General features: G+C 44.9%; 14 protein-coding genes and 1 tRNA gene. 3 read left to right on the plus strand and 12 right to left on the minus strand.

The window, feature by feature from the left end; translation table 11 throughout:
- Window positions 1-513 (plus strand): PQQ-dependent sugar dehydrogenase (locus tag QUA38_RS23625; protein WP_445305094.1); only part of this gene is annotated, 513 nt, incomplete at its 5' end.
- 211 nt (window positions 514-724) lie between these two features.
- Here the strand turns inward: QUA38_RS23625 and QUA38_RS23630 are convergent.
- The 4 genes from QUA38_RS23630 to QUA38_RS23645 form a co-directional block, all read right to left on the minus strand.
- The gene (locus tag QUA38_RS23630; protein ID WP_333166176.1) at window positions 725-1291 is read right to left on the minus strand and encodes a DUF924 family protein; all 567 of its coding nucleotides are present in this window, start codon (window positions 1289-1291) and stop codon (window positions 725-727) included.
- Between the two features lie 143 nt (window positions 1292-1434).
- Window positions 1435-1614 carry a peptidoglycan-binding domain-containing protein gene (locus QUA38_RS23635; RefSeq protein WP_333119761.1) on the minus strand — a complete coding sequence of 60 codons (180 nt, stop codon included), beginning with the start codon at window positions 1612-1614 and terminating at the stop codon, window positions 1435-1437.
- 306 nt (window positions 1615-1920) lie between these two features.
- The gene (locus QUA38_RS23640; RefSeq protein ID WP_333166178.1) at window positions 1921-2559 is read right to left on the minus strand and encodes a ThiF family adenylyltransferase; all 639 of its coding nucleotides are present in this window, start codon (window positions 2557-2559) and stop codon (window positions 1921-1923) included.
- A 12-nt stretch (window positions 2560-2571) separates the two neighbouring features.
- Window positions 2572-3399, minus strand: a complete 828-nt coding sequence (locus tag QUA38_RS23645; RefSeq protein WP_333166181.1) for a hypothetical protein — start codon at window positions 3397-3399, stop codon at window positions 2572-2574.
- Between the two features lie 153 nt (window positions 3400-3552).
- Between QUA38_RS23645 and QUA38_RS23650 the strand changes: the two genes are divergently transcribed.
- Window positions 3553-3945, plus strand: coding sequence for a DUF4189 domain-containing protein (locus QUA38_RS23650; protein ID WP_333166183.1), 393 nt, complete (start codon window positions 3553-3555; stop codon window positions 3943-3945).
- A gap of 141 nt (window positions 3946-4086) precedes the next feature.
- Here QUA38_RS23650 and QUA38_RS23655 read toward each other — a convergent pair whose 3' ends face one another.
- Window positions 4087-4428, minus strand: coding sequence for a hypothetical protein (locus QUA38_RS23655; RefSeq protein WP_015174354.1), 342 nt, complete (start codon window positions 4426-4428; stop codon window positions 4087-4089).
- Window positions 4429-4857: 429 nt separating this feature from the next.
- Here QUA38_RS23655 and QUA38_RS23660 point away from each other — a divergent pair, with 429 nt between their 5' ends.
- The gene (locus QUA38_RS23660) at window positions 4858-5112 is read left to right on the plus strand and encodes a DUF433 domain-containing protein (protein ID WP_333166185.1); all 255 of its coding nucleotides are present in this window, start codon (window positions 4858-4860) and stop codon (window positions 5110-5112) included.
- A 73-nt stretch (window positions 5113-5185) separates the two neighbouring features.
- Here the strand turns inward: QUA38_RS23660 and QUA38_RS23665 are convergent, their stop codons facing one another.
- From QUA38_RS23665 to QUA38_RS23695, 7 genes are all read right to left on the minus strand, one after another.
- Window positions 5186-6007: a hypothetical protein gene (locus QUA38_RS23665; protein WP_333166187.1), complete on the minus strand. Its 822-nt coding sequence runs from the start codon at window positions 6005-6007 to the stop codon at window positions 5186-5188.
- 75 nt (window positions 6008-6082) lie between these two features.
- Window positions 6083-6379 (minus strand): hypothetical protein, encoded by a 297-nt coding sequence (locus QUA38_RS23670; RefSeq protein ID WP_333166190.1) that lies wholly within the window; start codon window positions 6377-6379, stop codon window positions 6083-6085.
- Between the two features lie 63 nt (window positions 6380-6442).
- Entirely contained in the window at window positions 6443-7882 is a 1440-nt protein-coding gene (locus QUA38_RS23675) for a hypothetical protein (RefSeq protein WP_333166192.1), read from the minus strand.
- Between the two features lie 248 nt (window positions 7883-8130).
- Complete coding sequence (locus QUA38_RS23680) at window positions 8131-8532, minus strand: hypothetical protein (protein ID WP_333166195.1); 402 nt, start codon at window positions 8530-8532, stop codon at window positions 8131-8133.
- 130 nt (window positions 8533-8662) lie between these two features.
- A tRNA-Leu gene (locus QUA38_RS23685) sits at window positions 8663-8735 on the minus strand.
- A gap of 210 nt (window positions 8736-8945) precedes the next feature.
- A complete protein-coding gene (locus tag QUA38_RS23690) occupies window positions 8946-9146 on the minus strand; it encodes a hypothetical protein (RefSeq protein WP_333166196.1) in 201 nt (66 codons plus the stop codon).
- Between the two features lie 755 nt (window positions 9147-9901).
- On the minus strand, window positions 9902-10864 hold the full coding sequence (locus QUA38_RS23695) for a GNAT family N-acetyltransferase (protein WP_333166200.1): 963 nt from the start codon (window positions 10862-10864) through the stop codon (window positions 9902-9904).
- Window positions 10865-11244: the final 380 nt, after the last annotated feature.

Here is an 11244-nt window from a genome sequence, read left to right on the forward strand (position 1 = left end):
GTCAACGAACGCGACGGTTTGGGAGATGATTTGGTGCCGGATTACTTGACAAGAATTCGTCAAGGCGAGTTTTACGGCTGGCCTTACGCTTATTTTAAGCCGAATTTGCTCGACCCGCGCCACGCCAGAAATGGCAATAGCGATCGACCTGATTTAGTGGCTAAAACACTAATGCCGGACGTGCTGTTTCAGGCGCACTCGGCCGCTTTGGGGCTTCAGTTTTACGACGGCAAAACGTTTCCCAAAAGATTTCTAAACGGGGCATTTGTGGCGTTTCGCGGCAGTTGGAATCGCAACGCTGGAACTGGTTATAAAATCGTCTTTGTACCTTTTAATGCGGCGAACGGACGCCCTCAAGGTTATTATGAGGATTTTCTGACTGGTTTTCTCACAGATCCATCGGGCCCGAAAACTTGGGGGAGGCCGGTTGGTTTGCTGGTTTTACCGGACGGGAGTTTGCTGTTTACTGAGGAAGCGAACAACCGGATTTATCGAGTGCAGTATCGCGGGTGACGATGGGGGGATTAATAAATTCTTCGCCAGCGTCTACTTTTTGTTGAATCCACAATGGATCTTCTTTTCTAATTTCACTATTCAATTTGAGATTCGCTGGGTTGGGGCGGCTTTTGTAGAGAGATGGTCTGCTGTTGGTTCTGATTGCAGCCTAAAACTCCCTCTACAAGTCTCGAATATATCAGAACGATCGACATTTTGCGATCGCGCTTTAAAATCCAGAACCGGGTTGTCTCAGAAACTCTGCTTCTTCGGGGGTTGTTTCGCGACCGAGAATTTCATTGCGGTGGGTAAATCTCCCAAAACGCTGGATTATTTCCAAATGCTGCTGCGCGTATTCAATGAGTGAATCGCTTTCAGGTTCACCGCTGAGTTGGCGAAATAGTTTGACAGATTTTTGCTGGTTTTCTAAGTTTTCGCTGTGTTGAAAAGGGAGATAAACAAATAATTTTTGTACAGTTAGCAATTCGCGATCGAATTTATTATTAACAGCGTATTCGGCGGTGGCTAAAGCTTTGCTGTCTGTGGCGAATGCTTGGGGCGTTCCCCGAAACATATTACGCGGAAATTGATCGAGCAGTAAAATTAATGCTAGGCAGTTTTGGGGGGAATCTTGCCATGAGTCAAGTTGACCGGAGGCGGCGAGTTCGTATTGCTGCATAAAGCGCGATCGCACTTCTGCATCAAAATCCGCATTTTTTTCAAACCATTTCTTTTGGACTTTGCCAAACTCTGGAGAGTGCGATCGACCAAACCAAAAATCTAAAACTTCATTCATTAGCAATCTAGTATGCGATTGATTGTTGATTAAAGCTTCTGTTTCTGTAGTTGCACAAAACGTGCTATCTGTGCAACTACAAACCGCAGCGATTAATGATTAGCAATGATGACTTAGGAACTTTTGTGATCCGGTGCTTAAATTTACGAACTAGCAAACAGTCTGTCCCAAGTTTTGCCTCCCACAACTCCGTCTACAGGAATATCCGCTTGTCGCTGAAATCTTTTCACTGCATTTTCGGTTGTCGGACCGAAAACGCCATCAATTACGATCGGGTGTGGGGACAAGCCCCGCGCGTTCAACAACTTTTGCAGTTTCTTCACATCGTGCCCTTTCGATCCGCATTTTAAAATCCTTTTATGGTGCCTCACTGCTGGTCGATGGCAATCATCAGTGTAGCAAACTGCGGAGCTGGCTGCATAGTTTGCTCTACTTGTGCCCGTCAAAACTAATAGGGCGAGAACTGCTAGTAAATAATAAAAAGTCTGTGATCCGGCCATACTTTCCCTGTTAATTTTTCAAGCGTTTTTTGCAAGTTGGACGATTGTTTGAGGGTGAGAAACCGGGTTTCTAGGATGGGGGCATCCTATCTCGATTCACCGGGTTTCTGGCAACAGTCAACCGACATTCTACAATATAAGTGGCTTTACTGCAAAATCTCCGATCGTGCAAGTTAAATTTTGTTGCTCTTTGGTAGCAGCAAAGGTAACAATTACTTCGCAGGCAACTGCAACTGTCAGGATTACCAAGTTTCGCGCCAGTGGGTAATCGCAAACGTCATCATTCGCCGCTGAAGGAACCCGATAGTGTTGGTTCCAAATTATTTCGGAGTAATCGGCAGCTAATCCGACGTGTACGCAGGGAAGGGAGACACTTGCACAGTAATCCTTGACTGCTTGCCGCCCGACACTGTTATCAAAAGTATCGATGACTGTGGCGCTGTTTGCCAGCAGCCGATCGGCATTTGCGGGCGTCAATTCTTTTGAGTGCGCGTCAATGCTGACTCCCAAAGCGCGATAGAGGTTGTTGGCGAGAATTTTGGCTTTGAATGCGCCGATGTCCGATCGATAATAGGGTTGAGTGGAAAGGTTGCGTTCCTCAATGCGATCGCGATCGATGACTTTTAACTGACAAAAGCCCGATCGCGCCAGACTTTCTGTAATATTCGCACCTAAAGCGCCCACCCCGCACACCGTTACCGGAAAATTTTTGATCTGCGACATCACTGCGGCACTTCTGTAAAGTTGTTCGTGAAAAAATATACTCATGGTAATCAAGAATTAACGATTTTCGACGACTCCAACCAATGAATGCAAGTCGAAGTCTTTGTCCAATCCGCTGAGACAAATCCCCGCACTCATAACTGTCAAGTCATTTTTGGCGATCGCAGAAGTGTGGTTTTCTCCCGTTCCGCTAGTCCATTCAACCAGCCAATAATTTTCGCGATCGAAAAAATCCCGCAATTCACCGCCGCCCATTTTCAACGCCCGCTGCAAGCGCTTTTCTTCCCGCACTTTCGGATCGAAATCTTTAATATTTCGGGACACCAATTCGTAAACAGTTCGCATTTCCGGCGTCATCCCTTTAAAGCGAACTTCTTGAGGCAAAATCAACTTTTTTAAAGCTGCTTTCAACTTCTCAGAGGGCAGCGGATCGGCGCGCCTGTCAATCTCTTCAAACCACAAACAATGACCGTCCCAGCGCGCAACAATCGGCTCAAAATGCGAACCTTCTGTTACTAAATGCACCGGTACCGGTTTCGCAACACCCGTGCGCTGTTTAGCATCAGATTCGTTAACAGGATAAGCCAGCCACGTTTGCCCTTGCAGCACGTAAGCCAAGTGCAAGCGAACGGGGAGGAGGAGTTGCAAATACTCGGCCACTTGCGGCAAACTCGGCTCCTCAATTACCGCCGCTATTTTTTCATTTACTGGCGCAAAAATAGCCCATCCTTCAAAGTTGCGTGGCTGCGGTAGAAAAGTATAAATCATTGAGCTAACTCTTATGCGTACGCTTCCCCCGGGCACGCCAGGAGCCAGGAATTGGGTATCGAGTAGGTGCGATTCTTGGGCAGCGAGTTGGCTGAGGATTTGGCGGATATCTGGCACTGAATTTACCTCCGTTATCTTACTTTTTGTTACAGAAGACACTTTTAATTTAAGAAAATATAAAGATTACTTAACACTATTGACAGGAATTAATCTTCTAATCTAATATTGAGCGAACCTCGCAAATTAACCTTGTAAATATCTTAAGTAAATATGCTGCAAAATCTCTTTTATAAGTGGGTTGTAGTCACAGCTTTGACACTTCCTCTTTTCGGCTCAGTCCAGGTAGCTAAAGCTCAAGACAGCTATGGAGCTACTGCTTATTCTCCGACTTCTGACGCTACTGGTATTAGTTGGGATCATGCTACAGAGAAAGAAGCACTAAATGCAGCAGTAGCCGTCTGCAATGAACAAAGCGGAGGTGCGAACGACTGCGAACCCCTGACATCTAATAGTAATAATTGTGGAGCGATCGCAGTAGGCAAAGGAGGAGCCGGTGCGGGCTGGGGTGAGGATAAAGCCGCAGCAGAAGCTCAAGCTCTCGCCGGTTGCAGTGAACTAGATGGTGGCAACTGTAAAGTCCAGCTTTCAGCTTGCAACAACTAATTAAAGTGATAAAAACTGGTCGGAGCAGTGTAGATTAGAGCTGGTAAAATAGTTTAGATAATAGTAACTTTAAGGTGCGCTGGGCGCACCTTACAGAATACAAATCGGCTATAAGTAGGGTGCACAATGTGCACCTTAGAGTTAATCTCCTACTTCGGAAGTAACTGCATCAGGTGGCAGCAAACTTTCTAATCTATCTTTAGACCAGTATTCAGTAGGGTAAGCAAGTGCAATAATATCAGAGAGTCGAATCAGCCACGTAACTTGTCCGTAAGCATCGATATTTTCCGCCTGTTCGTTAGGGGGAACTATCACCAAAAGTTCCGCAAACTCCCCGAACAAATTAATCGGGATGCCGCCGAAACTGCTATTATTTGTTTTAATCCAAACTTTGCTGCCTCGATCGAGAGCTTCTTGGAGTCGCTGGCAGAGCAAACTGGATTTTTTGACCTGGGATTTTTTGGCTTTCGACTTTTTTCCCATAGTTTTAAGAAGTTAAAGTAGTTGTATTGTGGGTTGCACAGTCCGTTAGACAGTGGGTTGAGATTGAGTGCGATCCTCTTCGAGGGCTTCGCTAACGCGGTTTGGTATTGAAACGGACAAAAGGAAAAAGGGCGATCGCCCCGTCGCTACCCCATTACTCTAGTCTATAAGAAAGTGCTGTACTGCGATCGTAATAACAATTTAATCGCAAAATCGGGAAATAACACCAGTTCAATAAAAATCTGACTCTAGCCCAGCTTCAAATCCTTATTTCATCAGTGATTCCCAATCTAAAATCTAAAATCTAAAATCTAAAATGGTATGACCTGCGGTGGCACTGTTACAAATTCAGTCAACGAGGCCCGTGTTTCTACTGTGTCCAAATGCAGTATAATCGGCGGAATCTTCCCCAATCGTTTAAGTAAAACAATGGACTGGCGAAACCTCCTTCATCCAAACCCGAAAGCTTCAACAAATCAACCAGCAGCGCCAGAAACTCGATTGTCTGTAGAATTTTTGCTCGGACTCTTTGCTGCGGGATGGACGGAACAGCAGGTGTTAGAAAAATATCCCACACTCACTTCGGAAAAGTTGCGCGCGGCTTTGGCTGGTGCGGATTCCCAGTTAGTGTCATCCATCGCTAATCCAGAATTACAAGAAATTATCGCTCAAACTAGAGAATAATTTACAATACTAACACCTGAAGGATTGCGGGCTGTTTTCCGTTTGCTGCTGAATGTCTCCATATATAAAAGTTCTACTTGACGCGATAATTCCAGGTTTGGATAGCTAAATCTATAAACCATCCTAAATTAAAGTCTGTCTCCTTTTGGTAAATTTCCCACCATTCCCTAGTAGTGCTATCAATAGGTGGAGTAATTCCTTTAAGGAGATACAAAAGTAAGAAAAAAGTATTATGATTATAACCTAGTGCAGCTTGCGTCAAGTACATATTAGGTTTACACCATTTTAACATTCCATGCCTAGTCATTCCTGAAAATGTATTAGGTTGAGGTTGCTCTTTTAAGTTGATAGTATCTTTGGTACAAACAACCCATTCTATAGAAGAATTTGAAGAAAAAGGGTTGCCTACTTTTTTCAAAACACATCCAAATCGAGTTATCGGTGTTTTGATATTTTTATTGACGGCTGTTGGCAACCAAAGAAATAAAAAGATTCCGTTAGTAGTGTTAGTTATTTCTGCCACTTTTTTGTGATTCACTCCATCCCCAGTTCCATACAATATTTTTCTGTAAGTGGTACTAACCATTTCTTTTACTTTTGGCTGAGACAAAAGCAAAGTTCGCAACTTCAGAAAATCTGTATGATAGTCTGGTGGGAGCCTACCTACAAAATTGCAAGTAAAAGGAGGTAAACTGCTAAGATCTAAATTATGAGAGATTTCTGGCAACCCAAATACAGGGTAAGAAATTTCATAAATTTGACTTAATAGTTTAAATTGACCTGAATTATGATAATTTTGTACAGCAAATTCCCAAAAACAAAAATCTTCTTCAAATTTTGAAGCTTCTTTGTCTGTGTAATTATCATCGTGAAAACTCGGTGCGACCGCTATCATTTTCACTGGCAATGAATAGTCAATTTTATCCTCAAAGCATTTATTGGTGAGAATAGCTTTACGATAACGAGTTAGCTACGAAACTAATCCTCGATCTTCTTCATTTTTCAACTCAATAATTATCGGCTGATTGGCGGATTTGGTACAGCACAATAAATCGCATCGCTGCATTTTTACAGTATGCTGTCTTTTGATTTTAATTAGCGAGGGAAAGATTTCATCAAATTTCTCATCTATATAATCTTCCAAATCCATCTCGGATTGAAACCTGATTTCACCACCAATATAAATTAACTTGCGATTAGCAGTTTTTACCCTATCATTCAACCTTTTACCTTGGGTTGATAGATGTTTTGCTTTGAGGTATGGCACCGTAGCTATCCCATAAAGTGAGCATTGCCCGCGAGCTTAACTCACGAGCCATACCCAATTATATCACTTATCATCCCTCACAGGCAGCGACGTATCCAGAATTTCCATCAACAATTCCAGTCGCGAAGGACGGCTCAACATCGGCACTAAATTCGGTAAGGAGTAGTAATCACCCGAAAACGTAAAGGTTTCCACCGATACTTGTTTGTCCTTTAAGTGCTTCTCAACATCTTCGCACCAATCACCAACTCGCACAATCAGAACATCAGGAATTACCCCCAAACTGCGGCAGTAATTCGGGTAAGCATCCACGAAGTAAGGTGAAGAGTTTTCGCCTTCATCTGTTACGATAATGAATTGATCGACTACCTGCTTTTTAATCCGCATTGCTTCCACCGCGCAACCGCAACTTGTGCCGCCGCCAGCCCGAATGTGCTTGAAAGCGCCTTCCCAGTCTGTCAATTCGCTGCTGTTTGCTTGCACAGGATACGGCATCGTGTCAAAGGCATAAACGAACAGTGCAGCGTCGGAAATGCCGGAAATCAAGGCAGCTAGACGCTTACCGATTTCGATCGCACTTTCCATCGAACCCGACTTGTCAATCAACAAACCAGTTGCTTTCGCAATCTTGCCGCGCTTTTTCACCTGTTCGTTTGTCACTGCTTCCAGCTTCGCCGCCGTTGCTGTGTCGAAGTTCGCGCCCGCACCCGCAACACTCGCTTTGTAAGCAGAAACCCGATCGCACTTTGCCGCTTCATCCAGCTTCGAGTCAATCAACTGCTTGACTTCCGCGTGATCCATCGCGCCGCGCGACTGAATCGATTTCAAATTGTTGATGACTTCCTGCGGCGACATCGAGTTAATCAGCGCGGCCAAAACTGTTGGCGTTAGCTGTCTGATCGCACCAACTGCGATCGTATACGGAATCTTGTACTCAACAATCAAATTCGCCTGTTCCGCAGGTGTCGCCGCCTTTGCTAACTGCTTCAAAACGAATGCCAGAGAGTCTTCCGGCGGATTGTCTTTAAACAGGATAGCATTAGCGCGATCGCTCGGCTTGACGTGCAGCGTTGCGTACAAATGCTTCATCGCCTTGCGGTTGCGGATGGCGGCGCGATCGAAAAACTGCGGATTCTTTTCCCGCGATTTCAGATAGCGAGTGACAGCAGTGCGCGCACTCCGAGGCACCTTATTTTGATGCTGCTTCATAAAGTCCACAATCCGCGAAACCTCGTAGGGAGGGAACTCTTGCAGCATCATAAAACCGGCATCTCGGTGTTCCGTCAGCGCCGAAGTCAGCAAATTGCCGGCAAAAACTTCCTTGTGATCGCGCACGTCGCCGTGACGTTGATACCAGACTGCTAAATGACCGTAAAATATTGGGTCTAATTCGATAATTAACTTGTGAATTTCTGCCACCTTTTCCAGTTGACGGTGAGGAGTGGTGAGCAGAGTGTTGAGCATTTCCACACGTAAATCGCGTTCTGCTGCATTCATATTCATCGGTGCTACCTCCCTTTAAGATTTTGGATTTGAGAAACATTCAAAATCGGCGGTTGGCAGTTGTTGCACGCTAGCGAGTGAATTTAAAAAATCACCGCGCAAGTTTGGGGAGCTTTTTTTGGTAAACCTAAATAGGGCCTGTATGTAAGCTCTCGCGATTAGGGCGCGGCAATAACTGCTATTGAAAATTATTTGAGGGAAACTGTTTCTAGTTCAAGGGAGATCAAATCGGGTTCAACCCAGTTAATTCAAGCTTCCCAAGACATCAACCGATCGCGCGTGTAATAGCGAAAGGGTAAAGTGCGATCGGCATATTTTGCAATCAAACCGTTAGCCAGATGTACCATCGATCGATTTTGGCTTTCATCGGCGAGATACCCGCGAATAGTTCGCACCCAAAACAGCGTTAGTGTTTCGTGATACCCGCTGTTTTTTGTGGTTTCAATTCCTTGAGCCGAGTTGTAACGTTTAATGCCATTGCGAATCGCATTTATCGCTTCTTGCTCCGAGTCATAACACAGATACCACAGGGCAACGGTTAAATGTGCTTCGTGCGTCCATTGACTTCGCGACAGGTTGCCTTCTTGGAAGGCATGAATCAGACTGTCTATCTCCTTGGGCGATCGGTAAATTGCCAGTCTTTTTCTCATGGCTAATACCCAATTTATTCTTGAGGACGGAAGTCTTCAATACAAACAGGATTACTTAATTATTATCCTGAATTAAAAACAAGAGCTTATAGCGCCTAAAAAGTCACTTCGCGCAAGTCAAGAAAGCCGTTGGCACATACGCAGGAGTTGAACCCGCGACCGTTTCTTTTTAAGAGAAATGCTCTACCAATGAGCTAGTATGTAGGCTTCCTTTGTTGGGGCGCGAAGTGGAACTTTTAAGCGCCGGATAGATATAAAAAATTTAGCTATAAAAGGCAGCGCACAAGTCAGAGAAGCTTTAGCCTCGCGGCAAGTAGGAATTGAACCTACGATTCGATTTTAAGTCGAACGTATCCAGTTTGTAAGCTTCTTTTGTTAGGGTGCGCTGCCTAATACGTGCTTTAAGTGAATTTCTACCCGTAAACGGCTTCTGGGCGGACAATTAAATCGCCGCTGGGACGGCGATCCAGAACGTAAGACTCGAAGCGCTCGCCCTTGACATCAAAATGATTTGCCAGACGTTCCTTAATAGCCTTGTCGCTCATTCCTGCCGTGATACCCAGTTGGTTTTCTGCCACGTCATAGGAACGTCCTTCAAAACGAATGTGAACCATTACCGATACCTCCTAGAGCAATTTTGGATTTTGGATTAGTAGCTTATCTGCTCTCGACTTTGGCTTTTTGTGAGACTTAGCAAATTGCCAGTATCGGTAAAGATTCACGAAATCTGATAATCTTTACTGAAAGAAGCGCCGTTCTAAATGATAAGCTTGTTTAATTTTGCGGATTTCCTCAGCCTTTTTGGTTGATTGAAATCTGGCTGAACTTGTCTGTTCTGAATCCGCATGAAATTCGTTAAAATTAGACTGATTTCGTACAACATCTGACTCGCCCCGAGTCAGTTTGTAACCGAACAGTCTCGTATAAAGTAACAACATGACCATCGAGTCTATATTACAAGACTTTCAAATTGATGTTCGTTGAAATTTTGAGCAATATTTAGTTGTCAAGGTTCAGAATTTGCACGAAAAATACAGGTTTTTGCTTGTCCTGCGCTTTCCATGTTTATATACTACATTTATACTACGCAGGTGTCAAGGGGGTAGCAAAAGTTTTTTAGATAAAACTTACACCAGTGGCGAGAAACCTGGTTTTTTCAGGAAGGAAAATATTTCGTTGCTACCCACATATCCGGTAAAAAACCGGGTTTGTTGGGTCGGAGTGCGTAAGTCCTGAGATGTTGCACCATTCTCAATAAGCTTTTTATGAATAGGCAAGATGCCTGTTCCACAAAGAGTGAATTTTCTTGTGGAACAGGCATCTTGCCTGTTTGTGAGAATGGTGCAAGATGTGAGTAAGTCCCTATCAATTAAATATCCTTAACATAAGAAATGCTATTGCGAATATTGTGAAAGCCTACTGATTCGTAAAGCCGCAGCGCACCGCAGGAATTTTCAGCATCGACGCCGAGAATAGCAGTCTCGACACCGGCAGCTTTGAGTCGATGCAAACCAGCCAGCAACATTGCTCGTCCCAATCCAATTTTGCGGAAGCCGCGCCGCGTACCGAGAACACCAATCCAGCCTTCGTTTCTGCCGGTGCGATCGTTTTCATCGGGGTTAATTTCGCAGTAGCAAAAAGCGGCAAAAGTGCCGTCTGCTGCAACAGCGATCGAATCTAGATCGTTTCTGTAATTGGGTAGAGTTGAATAGTAATTGGATTTCTCTACTGTAAAATCGTGGTGGTTCCAGTGGTCGATAAACGACTGGTTGAACATTTCTACCCAAGCTTCCGCATCCTGTTCGCAGGAGACTTGACGCAGCAAGAAACCTTCGGGAAATTGCGGTTCTGGGATTGGTTCACAGAGCGATCGCGCCATGCGGAAAAAATAGCGATCGGCCCTGAAACCGCAACTTGCGAGCACAGAAATGCGATCGCAATCCTCAGCGCGAGCCCAAGATCGCAGCTTCACGGGCGCGCCCCGCCATGATGCCACCTCGCGCATCCGCGTTTCGCCCCAAGCCACTGTCGCGGCTTCCACGTCGCCCGCTCGCGCGTCGGGGCGGACCCGAAACGACAGCCAACCGTCGATGACTTCCCCCGGTTCAGAAACCGACAACTGAGCAAAACCGATTAATTTTCCCTCCGCATCTTCCCAAAGGCAGATATCGCGCGCTACATCTAGGGAAGGTTCGTTAAATTCTTGTTGTAATTCGGAGATTGAAGTGCCTTGATCCAGCCGATCGACTTCTTCGCAAGTATTGATTAAATGGGCGATCGCATCTAAATCGCGATCACCCGCATAGCAGCGCGCCGAGAGATTTGCCATCATAGCTAATCACCATTTCCTGTTGTTATTCAGTTTAAAAATAGCTTGGGCGATCGCACTTTTATCGATCGGATGAGCTGATCGGTCGATCGGCCTTAAAAATCCGACAACGCAAACACCCCGACGCATCGAACCCCTACAGCAGTTGAGTGCACTCGTGTACAGTAACAAATAGTTTGTTACTGTACAGTCAAAGGGACAGCAATCTGTTATTAGTGACAAATAATTTGTTAAACGGACAGCAATCTGTCAACGCGGACAAATAATTTGACACTCAACATGAGTTTCGATAAATTCAGGTTCAGGATTTGGGATGGGAGTAGAAGGACTTGAACCTTCGACCTTGAGATTAAGAGTCACCTGCTCTAACCAACTGAGCTATA

It is taken from the genome of Microcoleus sp. Pol12B4 (assembly GCF_036701385.1).
GTDB lineage: Bacteria > Cyanobacteriota > Cyanobacteriia > Cyanobacteriales > Microcoleaceae > Microcoleus.

What these genes read in the sequence shown, in the direction of transcription:
- QUA38_RS23695 (WP_333166200.1), bottom strand. Translation starts at nt 10,864, where the DNA reads ATGATGGCAAATCTCTCGGCGCGCTGCTATGCGGGTGATCGCGATTTA.
- QUA38_RS23655 (WP_015174354.1), bottom strand. Translation starts at nt 4,428, where the DNA reads ATGGGAAAAAAGTCGAAAGCCAAAAAATCCCAGGTCAAAAAATCCAGT.
- QUA38_RS23630 (WP_333166176.1), bottom strand. Translation starts at nt 1,291, where the DNA reads ATGAATGAAGTTTTAGATTTTTGGTTTGGTCGATCGCACTCTCCAGAG.
- QUA38_RS23640 (WP_333166178.1), bottom strand. Translation starts at nt 2,559, where the DNA reads ATGAGTATATTTTTTCACGAACAACTTTACAGAAGTGCCGCAGTGATG.
- QUA38_RS23690 (WP_333166196.1), bottom strand. Translation starts at nt 9,146, where the DNA reads ATGGTTCACATTCGTTTTGAAGGACGTTCCTATGACGTGGCAGAAAAC.
- QUA38_RS23660 (WP_333166185.1), top strand. Translation starts at nt 4,858, where the DNA reads ATGGACTGGCGAAACCTCCTTCATCCAAACCCGAAAGCTTCAACAAAT.
- QUA38_RS23665 (WP_333166187.1), bottom strand. Translation starts at nt 6,007, where the DNA reads ATGATAGCGGTCGCACCGAGTTTTCACGATGATAATTACACAGACAAA.
- QUA38_RS23675 (WP_333166192.1), bottom strand. Translation starts at nt 7,882, where the DNA reads ATGAATATGAATGCAGCAGAACGCGATTTACGTGTGGAAATGCTCAAC.
- QUA38_RS23680 (WP_333166195.1), bottom strand. Translation starts at nt 8,532, where the DNA reads ATGAGAAAAAGACTGGCAATTTACCGATCGCCCAAGGAGATAGACAGT.
- QUA38_RS23650 (WP_333166183.1), top strand. Translation starts at nt 3,553, where the DNA reads ATGCTGCAAAATCTCTTTTATAAGTGGGTTGTAGTCACAGCTTTGACA.